This is a genomic window from Tabrizicola thermarum (genome assembly GCF_003574395.1).
In the GTDB taxonomy this organism is placed as follows: Bacteria; Pseudomonadota; Alphaproteobacteria; order Rhodobacterales; family Rhodobacteraceae; genus Tabrizicola; species Tabrizicola thermarum.
In genome coordinates this window covers 73,098-94,161 of sequence record NZ_KZ984536.1, presented here as the reverse complement: position 1 = coordinate 94,161, position 21,064 = coordinate 73,098, and the positions used below count along the sequence as shown (strand labels likewise).

Genomic DNA, 21,064 nt, shown 5'->3' with positions numbered 1-21,064 from the left:
ATCAGAATTGCATCGTGACCGCGGCAGGCGTGCCGCGGCCGAGGCGGTTCGAGAGCTGGTAGATGCGGATCGACAGCGTCTGGCCGGGTGCGAGCGGCGTGCCCCAATCAGCGCTCTGCTGGGCGGCGGTGTAGAGGACGGAGGTCGTGGTGCTGGTCAGCGTGCGCTTGACGGCGGCGCCGTCGAGGATCTGGACGTCGTAGGATTCCAGATCCTCGGCCAGCGGCACCTCGACCTGTTCCCAGGAATCGGCCACGAGCGTGCGCGATCGCCGTGTCCATCGAATGGTTAGATCGCCCGGGCTGCGCGCCGTCCGCCATGGTTGTTCGACATGGACCGGCGCGAAGGGCACGAGGCCGCGCCCTGTCGGCGTAAAGCCCAGCGCGGCATAGCTCGCGTCGCTGACATCGCGCGCGGCAGGGCCGACCCGCCAGTTCCATGGCAGGCCGAGGTCGGCCTCTGTAATGGGCAGCGAGGCCAGTGTCGTTTCCAATACAACGACCCGCGCCCCGGCCGGGGCGGGATTGCCCATAGCCTGTTCCGTCCCGCGCTGGCCACGCAGCAGGCGGGTCAGCCGGTAGCGATCGGGGGCGATCAGTTCGGCTTGGCCAGCCTGGACGATCTCCCAGACCCCGGCCGCAGACTCGACAGCCAGTGCATTTGCCCCGCCGAACAGGGCAACGTCCGTCACACCCTCGAGCGTCCCTGACAGCAGATCGACGACCAGCGCGTTGCCCAGATCGAAGCGCGAGGTCGGTCCCGGAAAGAAATCGAAAGCCAGCGTGCCGATCCGCGCACGGCTCCCGAAGGTCGTCAGGAGGTTGAACCCGTCCGTCGACGCGCTGCGGAACACCGCGATCTCGCCCGGCCAGGGGCTGGCATGGGCGGCGATCAGGGGGCGATGCGCGGGCTGGTCCTCGCTGATCTGCGGCAGGTCCAGCATCACCACTTCCGGCGTGCCGAACACGACAGGGCTGGAAATGCTCGCGGGCCGGGGGTCCCACGGCGGCAGGTCATAGGCGGCACGGTCCTGACGCACCGCTTCGATGCCGCGTGCCTCGGCGTCGGCGACGGAGACCAGGCGGAACTCGACCTCGCGGCCGTCATGGGAGAGCCGGATCACGTCGGCAGGGTCCAGAGCCAGCCGCGAGGGCGGCAGACGGAAGGTCGCGCTCTCGCGACCGATCCACGCTTCCATCAGCGCGCGGCGGCAGCGCCGTTCGGCCTCCTCTGGCGGGATGGCCATCGGGAAACTCTCGGACGCGATGCGCGTCGTATCGACCGTGATGCGCCGCGCTTCCACGAGGGCGGCATCATAGTCCTCGTCGGCGCGCGCGACCTGCCACTTCAGCGCCTGCGGCAGTTCGGTTTCCTGCGCGCGGACCAGTTCCAGCGCTTCCCCTTCGCGGGATGCCACGAGGTCGTCATGCGCCAGGCTCAGAACCGAAGCCCGCCCGCGCATGACAAAGCGGATCATGCCTTCGGTCTCGATGGCATCGAAGCCGAAATGTCGGGCCAGCGTGGAAATCGACGCGCGAGGGCTTTCGAGGGCGCCGATGACATAGCCCTCGACCGCGCCCCAGAGGCCGGAGACGTCGATGAATGCCTCATCGAGGCCCGCTCGCAGGCACAGGTGGCGCACGAGGGCGGCGAGAGACACCGCGCCCAGCCGCCCCGTCAGCCAGTGACCAAGCCGCCAGTTGGGGCCGTCCGTCCAGACGCCGGTCAGCTCAGGGAAGAACGGATAGGGCCGCGCGTCCCAGGTCCATGCCGCGCATTCCGGCACATGGACCATCCGGCCGCCGTAGATCGTGGATGTCGGGTTGTTTGCCGGGGTTCCCCACCAGAGGTAACTGGCCTCGAGATAGGCGCGCTGGATCGCGTCGTCGCGCCAGCCGCGGGAGAACCAGGGCGTGAAGCTCTCCGACGACTTCGGGTCGAAGAACACGTTCGGCTGGTTTGTGCCCCGGTCGATGGCCGGGCAGCCCAGTTCCGTGAACCACACGGGCTTCGACTGCGGCACCCATGCGGTGGGCGCGCCGCTTTCCACCCCGCCTGGCCGGTTGAAATGCGGGTTCGTCCACCAGGCGCGGATATCCTTGGGTCGAAACACCCACGGCTTGCCTGCCGCACCATCAGTGATTGCTGTCCGTATCTGGGCGGAGCGGTCAACGGCGCTGGCATAGAACCAGTCGAAGCCTTCGCCGCCTGCGATGTTCGCTTGCAGATATGCCCGGTCGTAGATCGCGGGCCACCCTTGAAGCGCATCGGCATGATCGAAACCGTCGCGCCAGTCTGACAGCGGCAGGTAGTTGTCGATGCCCACGAAGTCGATGTTGCCATCCGACCAGAGCGGGTCGAGGTGGAAATAGACATCATTGCTGCCGTCTTGCGGATGGTGGCCGAAGTATTCCGACCAGTCGGCCGCATAGCCGATCTTGGTGCCCGCGCCGAGAATGGAGCTCACGTCGGCCGCGAGGGTCTTGAAAGTGGTGACGGCAGGGTAAGTGCTGGCCCCCGAGCGGATGGTGGTGAGGCCTGGCATCTCGGTGCCGATCAGGAAGGCATCGACGCCACCCGCCGCTGCGCAAAGGTGCGCGTAGTGCAGCACCATGCGGCGCAGGCCCCAGTCGCTGGGCGAGCCGGTGAAGCTGACGCTCTCGCCCGACACGCTGAAATTCCCCGGCGTCGCCGCCCCGAACAGGGCCGACACTTGCGTTGCCGCCGTGCCGCTCTTGTCCACCGATCCGGCAAATCCGGCCGCTGGGGAACAGGTGATCCGCCCCCGCCATGGAAACGCGGGTTGACCCAGCGTGGCAGCATTGGCGCTGTAGGGGTTCGGCAGCGTGTTGCCGGGCGGCACATCCATCAGCAGGAAGGGATAGAAGGTGACCCGCAGCCCGCGCGCCTTCATCTCCTGGATCGCCTGCACCACCGCGAAATCCGCAGGTGTCCCGCCATAGACCGGCCGATCTTCGGCATCACGGCTGACCAGATGGGCGCTGGCCCGGCTGACGCCATTCACCGACCAGTTGGCGGGCGTGGTGGCCTTGGAGGCGACCTCGACACCCGGCTTTACCTTGCAGGAACCCGCGCGCAGATCGTTGCCGAACCAGGCCACGACGAGGCTCACGCTCTCGACCGCCGGAGCCACGGCCTGCAGCCGGTCCAGCGCCACGACGATGTCGGCCTGGTCGGGCAGCGCGTTCAGGTTCTCGGCCACGGTGGCACCGCCGCTGCCCTTCCGGATCGCGTCGGTGGCATAGGTGAACTCGCCCGAGGCCGGGATCAGGGTGACGGCTCGGGTCAGGCCTTCGGCGGTGTCGGGATCGGCCAGTGGGCGGAACACCTCGAACGACAGTTGTGGCAGGCGGCTGCCGAAGGTCGCCAGCGCCAGATCCTCGAACACGACATAGGCCGTGCCACGATAGGCGGGCGTGTTAGCGGCCCCCATTTTTGCTGCGATGAACGGATCGGCGGTTTGCACTTCGTTGCCGGGATACCAGCGCCAGGTCACGCCGGTCATGTCCATCGCCTTTCCGTCGGCCCAGATGCGGCCGATGCCGGTGATCGGACCTTCGCACAGCGCCACGGCAAAGCTGGCATAGTAGAGGTATTCGGTGGTCTTGACCTTGCCGCCCCCACCGCCCTTGCCGCCGCCTTGGGTGGTGGTCTTCGTCTCCTCGCGGAAATCGGTCGCCCAGATGATGTTGCCGCCGATCCACATACGACCGTAAAGGCGCGGGATCACCGCGCCTTCGGTGGCCGAGGTGATGCGCAGCGTGTCAAGCCGCGCGCCCTCAATCCGCTGAGCCGGGGCCAGCGATGAGACGATCCAGTTGTCGACCACCGAGCCCACGGTCGAGCCGATGAAGCTGCCGATGGCCGCACCGGAAAAGCCGAGGATCGCGCCGCCAAAGGCCCCGCCGATGGCCGTGCCGACAGCGCCGAGGACAAGCGTGGCCATGGAAAACTCTCAACGTTGGGGAAAGAGAAAGGCGAAGGAGATACGGCGTCGCCACGTTGGGGTCAGCGGTTCCTCGATGACGCCGAGGCGCTCGTAGGCGTGCAGGAAGGTGTCGGGGCCGGTCAGGATGCCCACATGCTTGGCAATGGCGCGCGGCATCATGCGGAACAGGATCAACGCGCCGGGCGGGGCATCGACGGGTGCGATTTCCGGCATCATGCGACGCGCGCCTTCGGCCAGCACTTCGCGCGGGCCGCTCTCACCCCAGTCGCGGCTGTAAGGCGGGATCGGGAAGGGTTCGGGTCCGACAACCTCGCGCCAGACACCGCGCGCAAGGCCAAGGCAATCGCATCCGATGCCATTGAGGCTAGCCTGATCGTGATAGGGCGTGCCCAGCCAGGACCGTGCGACGGCGATGACCAGATCGGGATCGGCCGGTGTCACAGCACAGCCCCCTCGTGGCCGCCGTCCTTGGTGGCATAGCGCAGAACGGCATCCTGACCGGGAATATGCGGAAAGCCCCGGAAGCTGGCGGTGTTGGCGAACTTCGTCCCGCAGGTGGCGAGGCGCTTGTCGCAGCCCGCCCGGATGACGAAGGCGTCACCCTCGGCAATCGCGCGCACCGGTGCCTCGAGCAGGGTCAGCACCGCGATGCCGTCCGTGACGTCATGGCCCAGCACCTCGGTGCGCCGCCCAGCATTCGCGCCGCTCGTCCAGTCCAGCGAGCCGAAAGTGAACCAGCCAGCGTCGAAGCCGCCAAGACCCGAGGCGGTGAAGGCGCGGTCGCGCAGCAGATCGACGACGACGCCCGAGCTCTTGAAGGTGGGGTCCTCCAGATCGACTCCGCAGCGCGCATCGCCGAGCGCCACGTCGCAACTCGCCTGAAAGGTTCGCCCCACCGTCTGGCCCAGCACATGGGCCAGCGAGCGCACCTCCGCGACGAAGGCAAGCCGCCCGCGCCGGATCTGACCGATGGCCCCGCGCCGCATCAGCACGCGCTGCGCGGTGTCGGCCCAGTTCACGCGCTAGACCTCGACCGCCGCGTTGTCCCAGCGGCCATCGAGGATGTCGGTCTCGGTGATGCGGTCGGAGGTCAGCACGCCTTCGGCGTCCTGCGCATCGACTGACAGGTCCGAGCCCGAGCGAACCTCCGATGCCGTCAGCCCGCTCTCTGGCTCGAAATCCGTGCCGTCGAAGCTGAGCGTCCGGTCATGGTCGGTGAAGCCGAAGGTGACGCCATCGGCCCGGGCGATCCGCCAGCACCAAGCCAGCGTCGTCGTGCCTTCGTCGAGATGGGCCTGCAGGGCGGACGAGAGGGATTTCATCGGCAGGTTCCTGTCATGCGGTCGTCGAGATCGGCGATCCAGATCGCCCATTCCGGGGGCGCGGCGGCTACAGCAGAGGCAGGCGGCCGGGCCAGCCGCGCCTCGGCATAGGAGGCGCAGCCTGCATCACCAGCGCCCGTCGTTGCGGCGCAGCCGGTCAGCAGGATCGCCAGCACCGCGACCGTCACGGACCGCATCCCGCCCACGCTAGAGACGCTTGCTCTTGTCTTCCATGGCATCGCGTTCCGCCTCCCGTTTGCCTTGGCGTTCGCCTTCCGCGCGGCCCCAGACCCGGCCGAGGACGACGCCTCCGATCGCGCCGAGACCTGCAACCAGCCAGATCAGGAACTCAGCCATCGTCGTGATCCCCGCGCGCGGCAGCGACGCAGAGGGCGACGACGAAAACGCCGAGACCCCCGCCCAGGATGATCCCTGCGAGGAACTCAAGCATCGCCGCGGAACCCGCGCTCGATCCGGTCACGCAGGCCGATCAGGCCCAGCCCGAGGAACATCAGCCCCGCGGGCGAGGCATCGCCACTGCCGGCAAGCAGCGCGACGAAGCGGGAGAGTTCGCCGAACGGCCCGGTGGCGGGCAGCGCGAGCGAGGCAATGCCGGTGAGCATGGTGAGGCACCCCGCCCACCAGGTGAGCGAGGTCGGACGGATGTAGCGCATGGGGATCAGGCCCTCCGGTTCAGGCTGGAGAAGAAGGAGGTCAGCCGGGTAAACCAGCTGATTGCGGGTTCAGGTGTGGCGGCAGGCACGGATGGTCTCTGTATCGGCACGCTTGCGGGACGCAGCATTGCCAGCGCCTCGTTCTCGGTCAGGCGCCGCATCGGTCGCGAGAAATCGACCCGGCCGTTGCGATCCACCGACCAGACCGGGATGGTACCAGTCGGATAGCGGCCCGTGGCGAAGAGATCGCGCTCGGCCTCGCGGCGCGGGCGGATCGCGGCGGGCTTGAGCCAGCCCATGAAGGCTCCTGCGGCTGTTGCCCGGTCGCCCGCGTTCAGGTGCCGAGTGAGCGCTGCCTTGGCGATGCCGCCTGTGTTGTAATGGAAGGAGACCAGCGCATCGAATTCGTGCCGCTCGAGCGGCACCTTCACGGCGCGCAAAACGTCATCCTCGTAACGCGCGAGGTCGGCCTGGAAGACCCGGAACGCCTCGCGGATCGCGGCATCGAGATCGGCGGGCATGCCGCGCGGCATCGTGGCGGGATCGGGTGCCCCGGCTGCGCCCGTGTGGCCGATGCCGAACGTCCAGACCTGTTTCACATCCGTGTAGGGTCCGGGCACGATCCCTTCGTGCCGCACGAGGGCCAGAAGGCCCCAGTCAGTCATCTGCATGGAAGTTACCCCAGAAGCGAGAGGATCAGGATCAGCGCGGCGAAGGCGATGCCGACGCCCAGGCGGTGGCGGAAGGCCTGGCCGGGATCGGCCGGGTCGCAGCGCAGGGAGCGCGCGAGGCGGAAAATGTCATGCATCGCCATCACCTTTCCCGGCATGGCGCAGGCGGGCGAGCAGCACCTCGATGAAGGCGGGACCGAAAACGCCGACCAGATAGGCGGCCGATCCGGCCGCGCCCCCGGCTGGGATCGCCTCGGGCGGCAGGCTCAGCCAGCGGGTGATGATCGCCATCGACAGGCTGCCCATCCCGGCCGCGATCAGACCGCCGAGCAGGATGTGGCGCAGCGCGTCACGCAGGCGCATTTTCGTCGTCAGCGCGTTGGTCGCGCCCCCGAGCGCACCCCAGGCGGCAAGGATCACCGCTGTGGAGGCGAGCAGTTCCTTCAGCGCCGCCGCCAGAAATCCGGTTTCGTCATTCATCGTCGGATCTCCAGAAGCGGGATGGAGGTGATCGAGCCCAGCCGCTCGAGGTCGAGCGTCACGTCGAGCACGTCGGTGTCGAAACGGACCGGCACGTCGAACTCGAAGCCCGCGGTGATCGCGACGCCGGAGCCCGGCGCCGCGGTGAAGGTGATGACACCGGTCGTGGTATCGACCGACCAGCCGGACAGCTGCTCGACGCCCGCCAGCGCGATGCGCACGGTTCCCGCCACCGGCTTGGCGATGGTACGCGTCCACGACTGCGCGCCCGAGGCGTAGCGCTTCACCAATTGGAACGCGGTCGTCGCGCCATCGCCGGTGCCGATCACCTGATCGGTCGGTGCGGGTGGGCAAGGCGGCGGCCAAGATGTCGATCCTGGTCAAGGCGCCCGAACGCATCCGCGCGATCTGCGGCGACATCGCCAAGCACTTCCAGGAGAAGGTCGCCCCGAACGGCTTTGGCGCGCAGGTGGTGACCTTCGACCGCGAGAGCTGTCTGCTCTACAAGCAGGAACTCGACCGCCATCTGCAGCCCGAGGTGTCGGACGTGGTGATCTCGGTCATCCGGAACCTTTACGCCGGCGTCCTGCTGCTATGCAAACAGGTGCTTTGGAACGAGTCGCCGCCAGGAACAGACGGCTCACTGATCTACAAGGATCTCGTTCCGCGAAGGATCGATGGCCGCGTTCTCATGGTGCCTAGGGTCAGGACCCATTGATTTTGTGGGCTCGGCCTGATTCAAGCTCCGCAAGGAGACTGGATCATGAGCAGCCTTTTCTGGCTGACCGACGCGCAGATGGCGCGGCTTCAGCCCTTCTTTCCCAAAAGCCACGGAAAGCCGCGGGTCGATGACCGGCGGGTGTTGAGCGGGATAATCTTCATCAATCGCAATGGCTTGCGGTGGTGTGATGCGCCCAAGGAATATGGCCCGCCGAAGACCCTCTACAACCGCTGGAAGCGGTGGAGCGACAAGGGGGTCTTTGCCCGGATGATGGCTGGGCTGGCCGCCGAGGCCGCCACCCCGAAGACGGTGATGATCGACGCGACCTATCTCAAGGCGCACCGCACGGCGACCAGCCTGCGGTCGAAAAAGGGGGGCCAGGCGACCAGAGGGGCCGTCTGATCGGTCGGACGAAGGGCGGCATGAACACCAAGCTGCATGCCGTCACCGACGCTGATGGCCGCCCGATCCGGTTCTTCATGACGGCAGGCCAAGTAAGTGATTACACCGGCGCGGCGGCGCTACTGAGCAGCTTGCCAAAGGCAGAATGGCTGTTGGCTGACCGGGGCTATGACGCTGACTGGTTCAGAGATGCGTTGAAAGACAAGGGGATAAAGCCCTGCATCCCGGGCAGGAAGTCGCGCGGCAAACCCATCAAGCACGACAAGCGACGCTACAAACGGCGCAACCGGATCGAGATCATGTTCGGTCGGCTGAAGGACTGGCGCAGGGTTGCCACCCGCTATGACCGGTGCCCAAAGGTCTTCCTCTCAGCCGTCGCACTCGCCGCAACCGTCATGTTCTGGCTATGAATGGAGAACGAGTCCTGACCCTAACGGGACGCTTGATAAAACGCATTCTTATCAGGTGCTTGTCAAAACGTCACCGAATTGACGCAGGCAACAGGTCCAGAGAATATCGGCCAGGAGAGACCGCTTTCGGGCCTCCTACCGCCGCAGTCGGTGCTCAGCCCCTCCCGCATAACCCTCGAATACAACGGAAAAATCCGGCCGGAGCCGGATGAAGAGAACGCTTTCGCGAGGGCAAGTGGCGGAGGGGATGGGCCTGATATCCAACCTTCTCCACTTCTAAGTAATTGATTCTATTATGTCTCAATCTGGCGCCGTCGTTTTCGGAAGCCCGACGTCCCACGCCGTCAACGGCTTCGAGCCTGCCCGACTTCGCATCAGTCGCACTATTGATCGGTGATTGACGATAGGCTCTTGTATCGTGGATCGCCGATCCATATGTATCGGATATAGCCGATACAAGGAAGCTGTGACATGTTGGATCGAAACACCGTAGCGCTGTCGCCTTCGATCGAGGCGGAACAGATCGCTGCGATCGCCAAGGCGCTCGCGCATCCGGCCCGGGTCAGGATCGTCACCTTTCTGCTCTCGAAGCCTGGCTGCATCGGCGGGGATATCGTGGATCAAGTCGGACTGGCCCAATCGACGGTCTCCGAACACCTGCGGGTCCTTAAGGATGCAGGGCTCGTGACGGGCACCATTGACTATCCCCGAGTTTGCTACGCGCTCGACCCGGCGGCGCTCGCCCCGATCCGCGATCTGATCGAAGCCATTGCCGCACGCCCGGCCGAAGGCGAGGCGCCCTGCTGTTTCACCCCGCAAGGATGCGTTTCCAAGGAGATGTGCAAATGACCACCATCACAGTCTACGACCCCGCCATGTGCTGCTCGACCGGCATCTGCGGCACCGATGTTGACCAGAAACTCGTCGATCTGGCCGCCGATCTGGACTGGCTTAAAGCGCAAGGCGTGCGCGTTCAGCGTTTCGGGCTGAGCCGCGAACCGGCCGAGTTCGCCGCCAACGACACGATCCGCCAGATCATGCAGGACAGCGAAGGCGACGATCTGCCGGTCTTCATGATCAACGGCGCGCTAAAGGCCAAGGCGCACTATCCGAGCCGCGCGGAACTGGCCGACTGGACGGGCATCAACGCACCGAAGCTCGAGATCACCGAGCAGGTGCGCGAGCTGATCGCGCTCGGGGCGGCAATTGGAGCAAGCTGCGAGCCCTGCCTGAAGTATCACACGAAAAAGGCGCGGGAAGTCGGGCTGAGCGAGGCGCAGATGCGCGAGGCCATCGCCGTGGGGCGCATGGTGAAGGAAGCCTCGGCAAAAAACATTCATACCTTGGCCGAAAAGCTGATCCCCGAGCCTGAAGTCGAGACCCCGAAGGCATCAACCTGCTGCGGTCCGGCCAAGGCGGCACCCGCTGCGGCGACGGGCTGCTGCGGCGGCAGTTCCAAGGCCGAACCGGCCATGGAAAAGGCTGCAAGCTGCTGCTGACGCGGCGCCAACGTCTGACCTGAAGCAATTTACGCCGGCAAAGCCCGTGCGACAGATGACGACCGCTCGTTCGGGGCGGCGAAAGGAGAAGTCATGTTCAACAATCTGCCCAAATTCGTCTTTCTCACCGGCAAGGGCGGCGTGGGCAAGACCTCGCTGGCCTGCGCCACGGCGGTGGGCCTAGCCGATGCGGGGGAGCGGGTTCTGTTGGTCTCGACCGATCCGGCCTCGAATGTCGGGCAGGTGTTCGGGATCGAGATCGGCAACCATGTCACCCCGGTTGCCGCCGTGCCTGGGCTCGACGCGCTGGAAATCGACCCCGAGGCGGCAGCGGCCGAGTATCGCGACCGCATCGTCGGGCCGATGCGCGGGGTGCTGCCCGAAAAGGCGCTGAAGGGCATCGAGGAGCAGCTTTCGGGCGCCTGCACGACCGAGATCGCCGCCTTCGACGAGTTCACGGCACTTCTGACCGACGATGCCGTGACCAGTGCCTACGATCACATCATCTTCGACACGGCCCCGACCGGCCACACGATCCGGATGCTGAAACTGCCCGGCGCCTGGAGCGGGTTTCTGGAAACCGGGGGCGATGCGTCCTGTCTCGGTCCCCTTGCTGGGCTGGAGAAGCAACGCGCGCGCTATGCGGCGGCCGTGGACAGCCTGTCCGATGCGGCCCGCACGCGGCTGATCCTCGTCGCACGTCCGCGCGTCAGTTCGCTGGCGGAGGCCGCGCGCACCAGTGGGGAGCTGGCGGATATCGGCATCGGCAACCAGCATCTGGCGATCAACGGGCTGATGCCGGACAAGGACATGGGCGATGCGCTCGCCGCCAGCCTGATCGCGCGCGACCAAGCGGCGCTGGATGGCATGGACACGCACCTGGCAGCCCTGCCGCAAAGCCGCTTCGCGCTGCGGCCCGAGAACCTTGTAGGTCTCGACGCGCTGCGCCGGATGAATGCACCGGTCGAACTCGGAAAGGCCGCGCCGCGCGTCACCGACACCGATCTCCCGCCGCTCTCAGCGTTGGTCGACGGGATCGAAGCCGGGGGCCGCGGACTTGTGATGACCATGGGCAAGGGCGGCGTCGGCAAGACCACCATCGCTGCCGCCGTGGCCGTCGAACTCGCCGCGCGCGGGCATGAGGTGCTGCTGACCACCACCGACCCCGCCGCGCATCTGACCGAGACGCTGGCCGGAGACGTGCCGCACCTGACCGTCAGCCGCATCGACCCCGCCCTCGAGACGCAGACCTACCGCGACCACATCCTGGCGTCCAAGGGCGCGAGCCTCGATGCACAGGGCCGCGCGATGCTGGAAGAGGACCTGCGCTCGCCGTGCACCGAGGAAATCGCCGTGTTTCAGGCGTTCTCACGGGTGATCCGCGAGGCGGGGCGCAAGTTCGTGGTGATGGATACCGCGCCAACCGGCCACACGCTGTTGCTGCTGGATGCGACAGGATCCTACCACCGTGATGTGCTGCGGCACGCGGGGGAGCAGGCCAGCCACATGACGACGCCGATGATGCGGCTGCAGAACCCGGAGATGACCAAGATCCTGATCGTGACCCTGCCCGAGACGACGCCGGTTCTGGAAGCCGCCCGGCTTCAGGAGGATCTGAAACGCGCCGGGATCACGCCCTACGGCTGGGTCATCAACGCAAGTCTCGCCGCCACGGCGACCACGCATCCGGTCCTCGCGGCCCGCGCGGCCACGGAAGCGCCTGAGATCGCCAAAGTGCGCGGTGGGCTTGCCGCACTTCATGCCGTGGTGCCGATGCTGCCCGAAGACCCGGTTGGCGCGGACCGCCTGCGCGCGCTGGTCGGCCGCACACCCGCCATAGCCTGAACCCTAGAGGACGACGTCGCCCATGTCTGCATTTGAACGCTATCTTTCGATCTGGGTCGCACTGGCGATCATCGCCGGTCTTGCCCTCGGTCAGATCGCTCCGGGGCTGGTAAACTTCCTTGCGTCGCTGGAATACGGCTCGGTCAACTTCGTCGTCGCCGCGCTGATCTGGGCGATGGTCTATCCGATGATGGTGGCGGTGGATTTCCGGGCGCTTGCGCGGGTCCATGAACGGCCGAAGGGTCTGATCATCACGCTGGCGGTGAACTGGCTGATCAAGCCCTTCACCATGGCAGCACTCGGCGTGCTGTTTTTCGACTGGATCTTCGCCCCCTTCATCGAGCCCGGCACATCGGGCCAGTATATCGCGGGTCTGATCCTGCTGGGTGCCGCGCCCTGTACAGCGATGGTCTTTGTCTGGTCGCAACTGACCAAGGGCGATCCAAACTATACGCTGGCGCAGGTGTCGCTGAACGACGCGATCATGGTCTTCGCCTATGCGCCGATCGTGGCCTTGCTGCTGGGCGTCACCGATATCACGGTGCCCTGGGCGACGCTGATCCTGTCGGTTGGCCTCTACATCGTGATCCCGCTGGCGGCTGGCATCGTGACGCGGATGCTGATGACGCGCGGCGCCGCGGATCCGGCTGCTGCCGAGGCCGCCGTCGGCGCGTTCACAGCCAAGGTGAAGCCGTTCTCGGTTGTGGGCCTGCTGGCGACGGTCGTTCTGCTGTTCGGCTTTCAGGGCGCGGTGATCCTGTCGCAGCCACTGGTCATCGTGATGATCGCGATCCCACTGCTGATCCAGTCATACGGCATCTTCGCCATTGCCTACTGGGCCGCGAAAGCATGGCGCGTACCCCATAACGTCGCGGCCCCCTGCGCGATGATCGGGACGTCGAATTTCTTTGAACTCGCCGTGGCGGTGGCCATCGGCCTGTTCGGCCTCAACTCCATCGCCGCCCTTGTCACAGTGGTGGGCGTGCTGGTCGAAGTGCCGGTGATGCTGTCGCTGGTCTGGTTTGCCAACCGCACCCGACACTGGTTCCCGGCCGAGGAAACCCCCATCCGCACGCCCAGAACAAAGGAGCAAAACTGATGTTTCGCACAGCTCTGATTTCTCTCGATTACTCCGCCGCCCAAGGCCCTCTGCTCGACTGCCTGGCGGACTTGCGCGAGATGGGCATCGCCCGTGTGATCCTGACCCATGTCGTGAAAGTCGGCTACGGCCAGGGGGCTTCCTACGGGAACAAGGATGCGCTGGAGGATTGGCTGCGGGATCGGGCCGCGCCGATGCGCGAGGCAGGACTCGAGGTCGATGTCGACATACGCGCCGCAGGTGAAGTGGCGAAGGACATCCTCTCCGCAGCCAGTGAGCATGGCGCCGACCTGATCGTGATCGGATCGCGCGGGCAGAACATGATCCGCGGCCTGTTCCTCGGCTCTGTCGCGCGCGAGGTGATCCGGCTCAGCACCCTCCCGGTGCGGTTGGAATGGATCGAGGCCACGGGCACGGATGGCGATGCGGCCTGCGAGCGCACCTGTCATGGGGGCTTGCGGCGGTTTCTGCTGGCAACGGATTTCTCGCCACAAGCCCATGCCGCCGAAGCCGTGGCTGCCAGGCTCGCCCCTCATGCGGGCGTCGTCGAACTGGTCCATGTCGTCAGTTCTGACGAGCAGGCCCGCTACCCGCGCTGGCCGGTGATGGCGCGTGCCGCACTCGACGACATCGCCCATGAGGTCGCCGCCGCCGGTGGCAAGTCCGAGGTCCAGTTGGCGACGGGCAAACCGTTCGAGGAAATCGCCCGCGCAGCCGCCGCTCGCGATGCCGATCTCATCGTCGTCGGCAAGCACGGCCAAGGCTGGGTGGACAGCATCACCATCGGCTCCACGGCAGCCAATCTTTGCGAGATCGCCCGCCGCCCTGTGCTGATGGTGCCGCTTCAGAACAACGAGGTCTGACCCCATGCGTATCCTGTTTCTCTGCGTCGCCAATTCTGCCCGCAGCCAGATGGCCGAGGGGCTGGCCCGCGCATTGCTGCCTGCGTCCGTGGAGGTCGCCAGCGCGGGCTCAAACCCCGGGCGAGTGAACCCGCTGGCAGTGGAGGCTCTCTCCGAGGCGGGCATCGACATTTCGGGTCACCGGTCAAAGCCGCTCGAGGAGGTGTCGCCAGAAACGGCAGACCTGATCGTCACGCTCTGCGCCGAAGAGGTCTGCCCCTTCGTCCCCGGCCCGGTCAGGCGGCTGCACTGGCCCATCACCGACCCCTCGGCAGCAGGCGACATCGCTGCGTTTCGCACCGCACGCGATCAGATCAAGGCGAGGATCGAGGTTCTGGCGGGACTGATCGATGTGCCTGAAGGACCGACCGGGACCGAGTTTCACGCCAGCCTTCGAGTGCGCGATCTCGGTGCCAGCACACGGTTCTACGCTTGGCTCCTGAACACCTGGCCCAAGGAATGGACGCACCGCTATGCGACCTTCATCCGCCCCGACCTGAACCTCAACTTCGTGATCATGGTCGCCGACGGCGAGGATCTGCATCACGACACGCTCTATCACCTCGGGATCGCGCTGCCCGACCGCGCGGCGGTGATCGACGCCTATCACCGCGCTGTCGCCGTGGGCGGGCATGTCGAAAAGCCTCCGCGGACGACCTGGAAGGGCACGCCGCTGCACGAGTTGTGGCTGACCGACCCTGACGGCACGCTGGTCGAGGTCTATGCCCGACTGACGGCAGAGGAACTGGCGGCGATGCCCGAGGGTCAGGCGCCGGAATTCCTGGTTCCCGGCACCGAGACTTCGGCCTGAAAGGACGGATCATGCTGGAATACCACGTCTCTGCCCGCCGCATCGACAGTCACGGCTCCGAGGCCACCACGAAGGAGGCGCGGATCGTCCTTGATACCGACATGGCGGGCCGAGCCGATGCATTCAATCCGGCCGAGATGTTGCTGGCCAGCCTTGCCGCCTGCATCCTGAAAAGCGCTGAACGGGTCACCCCGGTGCTGATCTTCGATCTGCGCGGCATCGAGGTCAGCCTGCATGGCATACGGCAGGACAGCCCGCCAAAGATGGTCCGCATAACCTACGACATCGTCGTGGACACCGACGAATCCGATGCGCGGCTCGACCTGCTGCACCGCAACCTTCAGAAATATGGCACGATCTTCAACACATTGGCGGGTGCGACGGAGCTTTCCGGCACGATCCGGCGGAAAGGCTGACATTGGCCCACGACCACACGCATACCCCACCAACCGACCTTGGCCCGGCGTTTCGCTGGGCGGTGGGGCTGAACACGGCCTATGTGATCGTCGAGGCGACGTTCGGGTTCCTGACAGGCTCGCTCGCGCTTTTGGCGGATGCTGCGCACAATCTGACCGACGTGGCGGGTCTGCTGATCGCCTGGGGGGCGGCGGTGCTGGCCAAGCGTGTGGGCAGCGCCACCTACACGTTCGGCTATGGCCGTGCGACGATCCTCGCCGCGATGCTGAACGCGGTTGCGATCCTGATCGGAGTCGTCGTGGTGGTGTGGGAGGCCGCGCAAAGGTTCCAGACCGTGGTCGAGGTGCCGGGGCTGACGATCCTGCTGGTCGCGATGGTGGGGATCGGGGTGAACACAGGATCGGCGCTGTTGTTCATCGAGTCGCAAAAGGACGACCTGAACGCCAAGGGCGCCTATCTCCACATGGCCGCCGATGCGGCCGTCTCATGCGCGGTCGTCATTGCCGCGGCCGGAATCATGCTTACCGGCTGGCACTGGCTGGACCCGGCGGTCGCCATAGCGGTTAGCCTGCTGATCGCCTGGACGGCGTGGGGCCTGATGCGCGCATCGCTCCGACTGGGGCTGGACGGAGTGCCGGAGGGCATTGATCGGCAAGCAGTGGCCGACTGGATCGGCGACCTGCCAGGCGTCAGCAATGTGCACGATCTGCACATCTGGGCCCTGTCGACAACGCGCACGGCTCTGGCGGCGCATGTGGTCTGGCAGGGCGCCGACGCCGACGCTTTCATCGAACAGGTCACGGACGAGTTGGAGCATGACTTCGGCATCGGCCACGTGACGCTGCAGTTGGAAAGGGCGCTCTGCGAACGGGCGGCCGTGTGCCTGGCGACATGACCCCTCAAGCAATTCAATCGGGGAGCGATCCGCTCCGGAATCGCAAAGGAATAGGGGCATGAGCCCGTCATATTCTGACCGAAGGTTGCAGCGATGCGCGCGGTAACCCTTCACGCCGAAGCCCATCTTGTTTCGCGTATCGGCTGGTTGCGCGCAGCCGTGCTGGGCGCCAATGACGGCATCGTATCCACGGCGAGCCTGATCGTCGGGGTCGCGGCGGCCTCTGCCGCAACGTCGGAAGTGTTGGTTGCGGGGATCGCCGGGCTGGTCGCTGGCGCCATGTCGATGGCGGCAGGGGAATATGTCTCGGTCAGCTCCCAATCCGATACCGAGACTGCCGACCTCGAAAGAGAGCGCTCGGAACTGGTCGGCCAGCCCGAGGCGGAGCTTGATGAACTGACCCAGATATACGTTGCGCGCGGGGTCGAGCCGGAGCTTGCCCGGCAGGTTTCAGCCCAGATGATGGAACACGACGCGCTCGGCGCGCACCTGCGCGATGAGCTGGGTATTTCCGAAGTGACGACGGCGCGGCCGGTTCAAGCGGCGCTGACATCGGCGCTCACCTTTGCCATTGGCGCCGCAATGCCGCTGACGATGGTCCTGGTCTCGCCCGCCGATCTGTTGGTCTGGACGGTCACCATCGCCTCGCTGCTGTTTCTTGCCTTGCTGGGGGCTGTTGGTGCGTCTGCCGGAGGCGCGCCGGTCTGGCGCGCAACCCTGCGCGTAACGTTCTGGGGTGCACTCGCGATGGCGCTGACCGCAGGTATCGGGGCGCTTGTCGGCACCGCACTGTGAGCAGAAGGGAAGTTAACTGACTGACCGGCAGCTTCGTTTTGTGCCATGTTGACGTGGAGAAAGTCATGATTTGCGCAGTGTGCGAATTCCTCGGACCGCCCACAAAAATTCAGTCGGTTCAAGCTAGTCGGCGCTCTTCGAGGTGCCGGAACACGCCCCAAGCCGACCAGATCAGGATGAAACCCAGTCCGATCTTGAGCGCCTGCGACGGGACAAGTCCAAGCGCCAGCGCGCCGAGAATGGCGCCGACGACCGAACCCGCCCCGAGCGGCAGGATGATCTGCCACCACACTGGCCTTTCGCGCAGGACCGAGCCCGCCCCGAAATGCCTCAACAGGCCCACGGCGATGGTGGGCATGCCCACCAGCATCGACATCGAACCTGCCAGCTTCACATCAACGCCGAACAGCAGGATGAAGACGGGGATGATCAATTCGCCCCCCGCCACGCCGAGGAGCGAGGACACGAGGCCGATCACCACCCCGCAGGCAGCGGCCACGAGGACCGTGACGACCAGCCCCTCCCCAACAAGCCGATAGGGCTCGGCCACGAACAGCCCCTCTGCGATCAACATCAGGCCGAGGACGACGAGCAGGATCAGGATCAGACGACCAAGCAACCGGTCGGATGTCTTGCGCAACCAGCCTGCGCCGACCCATGCGGCGGACATGGACCCTGCGAGCATTCCCAGCACAGCGGGCAGGTGCGGCAGGATCTCCATTATCGGAACGGCTGATACCCGAAACGGAAAGGCCGCAGCAAGCACGATGAAACTGGCCACGAGGTTGATCGCCACAGCTTCGCGCGCGGAAAAGCGCAGGAACCCGATGAGAGCAGGCAGCCGGAATTCAGCACCGCCGAGGCCGATCAGTCCCCCGGCGGTGCCGACGGCGGCGCCGATCCCAAAGGACATCGCAGGGCGTACAGGGCGGTTCATTCGGCAGCCCGGGCCGCAGAGGGGGCGCGGGCGACATGGTCCCGGGCCACCGACATGGATTTCAGGATGACGTGGACGGGGTCGCCCGGCCTGAGCGCCATCTGCTCGGCGGCGCGTCGGGTGATGCGCGCGAGTATCTCGTGGTCGCCCACCATGACGTGCACAGTCACGGCCGGTCCCTTGCCCGTTACGAGCTCCGTCACCTGGCCCTTGAGGATGTTCTGCGCCGACAGCCCTTCGGGCCGGGCGCGCGACAGGATCACCTCATGCGCCATGATCCGCACTCGAACATGCGTTCCGGGCGCGCCCTCGACTGCGGGCAGAAACAGTGGTCCCGCCTCCGCCTCCAGACGGGTCAACCCATCGGTTCCGTGCTCGGCGATGACGGCGGGCAGCATCACCGCCACCTCGCGGATCCCCATGGCGCGCAGCGCCTCCGGGTCGGCCATGACCTGCGCGGTCGTGCCCTCACGCACGACGCGGCCCTGTTCGATGACCACCATCCGGTCGGCCAGAAGCTGCGCCTCGTTCATGTCATGGGTCACCAGCACCACCGGCATGGCGAGGAAGCGGCGCAACTCAATGATCTCGGCGTAGAGCCGCTCGCGCGTGGCGCGGTCCACCGCCGAGAAGGGCTCGTCCAGCAACAGCGCCTGGGGTTTGCGGGCGAGCGCGCGCGCCACCGCCACCCGCTGCTGCTGGCCACCCGACAGCTGCGCGGGCTTGCGGTCGGCCAGTCCGTGCAGGTTGACCAGATCGAGGATGCGTTCGGCCTCGGCCTCATCCGCCGTGTCCATCGCGGCCATCACGTTCTGCGCTGCGGTCATATGCGGAAACAGCGCGTAGTTCTGGAACACGATCCCGACGCGGCGGCGATGCGTGGGCAGATCGACGCGCGCGACCGTATCCAGCCAGGTCGTGCCATCGACCGTGACCCGCGCACCCTCGGGCCGCCAAAGCCCGGCGATGGTGCGCAACAACGTCGTCTTGCCTGATCCGGAATGGCCGACCAGCGCCAGCAATTCGCCCGGTTCGACGCGAAAGGCCACATCAAGCGGGATCGGTGTCGTGGCCCGCGCCATCACCTCCAGCGCCATCAGGACAACCTCCGCCCGACACGGGCCGACAGCCAGTAGGTGAGCGCGATGGTGAAAAGGCTGATCGCCACCAGCGTCGCCGACATGATCGCCGCCCCGCGGTCGTCGAAGCCCTGAACCTTGTCATAGATGGAAATGGCGATGGTCTTGGTCTCGCCCGGGATCGACCCGCCGACCATCAGCACGATGCCGAATTCGCCCAGCGTATGGGCAAAGGTCAGCACCATCGCCGTCATCAGCCCCGGCCAGGCGAGCGGCAACTCGACCTTCCACAGCGAGGTCAGCGGCGACATCCCGCAGCAGCGCGCCGCCTCGCGCACCTCGACCGCGATGGCCTCGAACCCGCGTTGCGCGGGCTGGATGGCAAAGGGCAGGTTGAAGATCACCGACGCCACCACCAGCCCCTCGAAGCTGAAAACCAGCTGGTGTCCGAATGTCTGCTGCCATAACGCCCCCACGGGCGAATTCCGCCCGAAGGCCACGAGCAGGTAGAAGCCGAACACCGTGGGCGGCAGAACCAGCGGCAGCATCACCAGCGCCTCGACCAGCCCCTTTGCCCGGAACTGCCGGAAGGCCAGAAACCGCCCCATGAAGACCGAGACAGGAAGCAGGATGACGACTGTCCATGCGGCCAGCCGCAGGGACAGCCAGAGCGCTGTCCAGTCCATAGGTCACTCGCCTTCTGGCAGGAGGAACCCATAGCGTTCCATGATCTCGCGCGCCGCGGGCGCGTTCATATAGGCGTAGAACGCCTGCGCCACCTCTCCTGCATCGTTCAGAAGGACCATGCGCTGACGCAGGGGTTCGTGGAAATCCTCCGGGATCAGATCTGAGGTGCCCAGGTCACGCAACTGCGGCGCCAGCGCCAGCGACAGAGCGATGATGCCGCCCTCGGCATTTCCCGACAGCGCAAACTGCGCGGCCTGGCTGACGTTCTCGCCCAGAACGAGGAAGGGCTGGATATCCTCCCACAGTCCCGCGTGCTGCAACGCTTCCCTGGCGCGGCGGCCGTAGGGCGCATGATCCGGGTTGGCGATGGCAAAGCGGGTGATCCGCCCCTCGGCCAGCGCCTGGCGCAGCGATCCGAGGGTGCCGTCGGCGACAAGGGTCGAGCCCGGCGGCACCTTCACCACGATGCGGCCGATGGCATAAAGATCGCCTTCGTTCGGGGCAAAGCCGTCCCGGTGCAGATCGAAGATGAACTGCTCATCCGCGGCCATGAAGATCTGGAACGGCGCACCCTCGCGGATCTGCCGGGCAAAGTTGCCGGTCGAGCCCATCGATAACCGCACGCGCATGCCCGTCTCGGCCTCGAACGCGGCGGCGATCTCTTCGACCGCGAATTGAAGGTCCGCAGCAGCGGCGACGACAGGCGCGTCGTCCTGAGCCAAGGCGGGTCCGGTCGCGAAGACAACTGCGGCGACGGCCGCAAGAACGGAACGACGGGAGAAAGTAACGAACATGCGCGGCCTCTTCGGTGATATTGTTCAAGAAACATATCGCCGGAACAGAGCACGAAGGTCAATCGTTATCTTCCGTCGGGAATATCCCGCAGCAGTGCCTGCATATCGTTCAGCCGCGCGGCCCCCGCGGCCGCCGCATCCGCCTCGAAAGCGCGGTAAAGGGCCAGGACCCTCCGGCCCGTCTCGGTCAGCACCGCCCCGCCACCGCCCGGCCCGCCGCGGGTGCTGTCGACAAGTGGTTCGCGGAACATTGCATTCAACGTGCCGATCAGCTGCCATGCGCGCTTGTAGCTCATGCTCATTTCGCGCCCCGCTGCAGCGATGGAGCCGCAGCGATCGATGCGTTCGAGCAGTTCGGCTTTTCCGGGCCCGATCATTTCCTCGTCGCCGAAGACGATCCGGATGCGCAAGACTGGGCGTTTGGTATTTGTATCCATATCCCTACTATCGGGGCCTGTTACGGTTGCATGCAAGAGCAATCGCTTTCCGGTCTCGCAGGTCGCGGTGGGCCTGCGGCAGGAGTGCGTGGCCAAGATCGCCATACGGGTGTCAATCACACGCTCTCGCCTGATCCCGCATGGCCGCATAGTCGCTCAGCATCTCTGCAATCAAGGAGCCTTCGGGCAGTTGCGACGATTCTTCGGCCGCCCGCGC

25 protein-coding genes and 2 pseudogenes are annotated in these 21,064 nt (G+C 66.0%); 11 read left to right on the top strand and 16 right to left on the bottom strand.

Going from position 1 to position 21,064, the window contains the following annotated elements; translation table 11 throughout:
- Position 1: 1 nt before the first annotated feature.
- The 11 genes and pseudogenes from D5084_RS01105 to D5084_RS01065 form a co-directional block, all read right to left on the bottom strand.
- The gene (locus D5084_RS01105; RefSeq protein ID WP_128513664.1) at positions 2–3,967 is read right to left on the bottom strand and encodes a baseplate multidomain protein megatron; all 3,966 of its coding nucleotides are present in this window, start codon (positions 3,965–3,967) and stop codon (positions 2–4) included.
- Between the two features lie 9 nt (positions 3,968–3,976).
- On the bottom strand, positions 3,977–4,411 hold the full coding sequence (locus D5084_RS01100) for an NlpC/P60 family protein (protein ID WP_128513663.1): 435 nt from the start codon (positions 4,409–4,411) through the stop codon (positions 3,977–3,979).
- Positions 4,408–5,292, bottom strand: a pseudogene (locus tag D5084_RS01095) (phage/gene transfer agent baseplate hub protein). The gene D5084_RS01100 and the pseudogene D5084_RS01095 overlap by 4 nt, the downstream one beginning before the upstream one ends.
- The gene (locus tag D5084_RS01090; RefSeq protein WP_128513662.1) at positions 5,289–5,489 is read right to left on the bottom strand and encodes a hypothetical protein; all 201 of its coding nucleotides are present in this window, start codon (positions 5,487–5,489) and stop codon (positions 5,289–5,291) included. The pseudogene D5084_RS01095 and the gene D5084_RS01090 overlap by 4 nt, the downstream one beginning before the upstream one ends.
- Positions 5,490–5,499: 10 nt before the next feature.
- Positions 5,500–5,649 carry a hypothetical protein gene (locus tag D5084_RS18220; RefSeq protein ID WP_155523085.1) on the bottom strand — a complete coding sequence of 50 codons (150 nt, stop codon included), beginning with the start codon at positions 5,647–5,649 and terminating at the stop codon, positions 5,500–5,502.
- A complete protein-coding gene (locus tag D5084_RS18975) occupies positions 5,642–5,743 on the bottom strand; it encodes a DUF3789 domain-containing protein (RefSeq protein WP_126155604.1) in 102 nt (33 codons plus the stop codon). The genes D5084_RS18220 and D5084_RS18975 overlap by 8 nt, the downstream gene beginning before the upstream one ends.
- Positions 5,736–5,966, bottom strand: a complete 231-nt coding sequence (locus tag D5084_RS01080) for a hypothetical protein (protein ID WP_128513661.1) — start codon at positions 5,964–5,966, stop codon at positions 5,736–5,738. Before D5084_RS01080 ends, D5084_RS18975 begins: the two co-directional genes overlap by 8 nt.
- Positions 5,967–5,971: 5 nt before the next feature.
- Entirely contained in the window at positions 5,972–6,631 is a 660-nt protein-coding gene (locus tag D5084_RS01075; RefSeq protein WP_238382475.1) for a lysozyme, read from the bottom strand.
- A gap of 11 nt (positions 6,632–6,642) precedes the next feature.
- On the bottom strand, positions 6,643–6,774 hold the full coding sequence (locus tag D5084_RS18815; protein ID WP_274378854.1) for a hypothetical protein: 132 nt from the start codon (positions 6,772–6,774) through the stop codon (positions 6,643–6,645).
- On the bottom strand, positions 6,767–7,117 hold the full coding sequence (locus D5084_RS01070; RefSeq protein WP_128513659.1) for a hypothetical protein: 351 nt from the start codon (positions 7,115–7,117) through the stop codon (positions 6,767–6,769). The genes D5084_RS18815 and D5084_RS01070 overlap by 8 nt, the downstream gene beginning before the upstream one ends.
- A pseudogene (locus D5084_RS01065) lies at positions 7,114–7,476 on the bottom strand (phage distal tail protein, Rcc01695 family); the annotation flags it as partial. The pseudogene D5084_RS01065 and the gene D5084_RS01070, both read right to left, overlap by 4 nt.
- 8 nt (positions 7,477–7,484) lie before the next feature.
- Between D5084_RS01065 and D5084_RS18505 the strand changes: the two are divergent.
- The 11 genes from D5084_RS18505 (at position 7,485) to D5084_RS01005 (ending at position 16,913) form a co-directional block, all read left to right on the top strand.
- Positions 7,485–7,835: a hypothetical protein gene (locus tag D5084_RS18505; protein WP_202910015.1), complete on the top strand. Its 351-nt coding sequence runs from the start codon at positions 7,485–7,487 to the stop codon at positions 7,833–7,835.
- A 45-nt stretch (positions 7,836–7,880) separates the two neighbouring features.
- A protein-coding gene (locus tag D5084_RS01055) for an IS5 family transposase (RefSeq protein WP_274378853.1) occupies positions 7,881–8,650 on the top strand; the annotation gives its coding sequence in 2 pieces (ribosomal slippage) (positions 7,881–8,217 and positions 8,217–8,650; 771 coding nt in all).
- Positions 8,651–9,121: 471 nt separating this feature from the next.
- Positions 9,122–9,499, top strand: coding sequence for an ArsR/SmtB family transcription factor (locus D5084_RS01050; RefSeq protein ID WP_128513658.1), 378 nt, complete (start codon positions 9,122–9,124; stop codon positions 9,497–9,499).
- The gene (gene arsD / locus D5084_RS01045; RefSeq protein ID WP_128513657.1) at positions 9,496–10,149 is read left to right on the top strand and encodes an arsenite efflux transporter metallochaperone ArsD; all 654 of its coding nucleotides are present in this window, start codon (positions 9,496–9,498) and stop codon (positions 10,147–10,149) included. Before D5084_RS01050 ends, arsD begins: the two co-directional genes overlap by 4 nt.
- Before the next feature lie 93 nt (positions 10,150–10,242).
- Complete coding sequence (arsA, locus tag D5084_RS01040) at positions 10,243–11,994, top strand: arsenical pump-driving ATPase (RefSeq protein WP_128513656.1); 1,752 nt, start codon at positions 10,243–10,245, stop codon at positions 11,992–11,994.
- Positions 11,995–12,016: 22 nt separating this feature from the next.
- Positions 12,017–13,093 carry an ACR3 family arsenite efflux transporter gene (gene arsB, locus D5084_RS01035; protein ID WP_128513655.1) on the top strand — a complete coding sequence of 359 codons (1,077 nt, stop codon included), beginning with the start codon at positions 12,017–12,019 and terminating at the stop codon, positions 13,091–13,093.
- The gene (locus D5084_RS01030) at positions 13,093–13,956 is read left to right on the top strand and encodes a universal stress protein (protein ID WP_128513654.1); all 864 of its coding nucleotides are present in this window, start codon (positions 13,093–13,095) and stop codon (positions 13,954–13,956) included. Before arsB ends, D5084_RS01030 begins: the two co-directional genes overlap by 1 nt.
- A gap of 4 nt (positions 13,957–13,960) precedes the next feature.
- Positions 13,961–14,806, top strand: a complete 846-nt coding sequence (locus tag D5084_RS18500; protein WP_202910014.1) for a VOC family protein — start codon at positions 13,961–13,963, stop codon at positions 14,804–14,806.
- An 11-nt stretch (positions 14,807–14,817) separates the two neighbouring features.
- Positions 14,818–15,222, top strand: coding sequence for an OsmC family protein (locus tag D5084_RS01015; RefSeq protein WP_128513653.1), 405 nt, complete (start codon positions 14,818–14,820; stop codon positions 15,220–15,222).
- 2 nt (positions 15,223–15,224) lie between these two features.
- The gene (locus D5084_RS01010; RefSeq protein ID WP_128513652.1) at positions 15,225–16,118 is read left to right on the top strand and encodes a cation diffusion facilitator family transporter; all 894 of its coding nucleotides are present in this window, start codon (positions 15,225–15,227) and stop codon (positions 16,116–16,118) included.
- Positions 16,119–16,211: 93 nt separating this feature from the next.
- Complete coding sequence (locus tag D5084_RS01005) at positions 16,212–16,913, top strand: VIT1/CCC1 transporter family protein (RefSeq protein ID WP_128513651.1); 702 nt, start codon at positions 16,212–16,214, stop codon at positions 16,911–16,913.
- Positions 16,914–17,031: 118 nt separating this feature from the next.
- Here the strand turns inward: D5084_RS01005 and D5084_RS01000 are convergent, their stop codons facing one another.
- The 5 genes from D5084_RS01000 to D5084_RS00980 all read right to left on the bottom strand — a co-directional run bounded on the left by D5084_RS01000 (position 17,032) and on the right by D5084_RS00980 (position 20,847).
- Positions 17,032–17,850 (bottom strand): sulfite exporter TauE/SafE family protein, encoded by an 819-nt coding sequence (locus tag D5084_RS01000; RefSeq protein WP_128513650.1) that lies wholly within the window; start codon positions 17,848–17,850, stop codon positions 17,032–17,034.
- Positions 17,847–18,947: a molybdenum ABC transporter ATP-binding protein gene (gene modC / locus D5084_RS00995; RefSeq protein WP_128513649.1), complete on the bottom strand. Its 1,101-nt coding sequence runs from the start codon at positions 18,945–18,947 to the stop codon at positions 17,847–17,849. Before modC ends, D5084_RS01000 begins: the two co-directional genes overlap by 4 nt.
- Positions 18,947–19,615 (bottom strand): molybdate ABC transporter permease subunit, encoded by a 669-nt coding sequence (gene modB, locus D5084_RS00990; RefSeq protein ID WP_128513648.1) that lies wholly within the window; start codon positions 19,613–19,615, stop codon positions 18,947–18,949. Before modB ends, modC begins: the two co-directional genes overlap by 1 nt.
- Positions 19,616–19,618: 3 nt before the next feature.
- On the bottom strand, positions 19,619–20,410 hold the full coding sequence (gene modA, locus D5084_RS00985) for a molybdate ABC transporter substrate-binding protein (protein ID WP_128513647.1): 792 nt from the start codon (positions 20,408–20,410) through the stop codon (positions 19,619–19,621).
- A 65-nt stretch (positions 20,411–20,475) separates the two neighbouring features.
- Positions 20,476–20,847 (bottom strand): winged helix-turn-helix domain-containing protein, encoded by a 372-nt coding sequence (locus tag D5084_RS00980; protein ID WP_128513646.1) that lies wholly within the window; start codon positions 20,845–20,847, stop codon positions 20,476–20,478.
- Between the last annotated feature and the right edge of the window lie 217 nt (positions 20,848–21,064).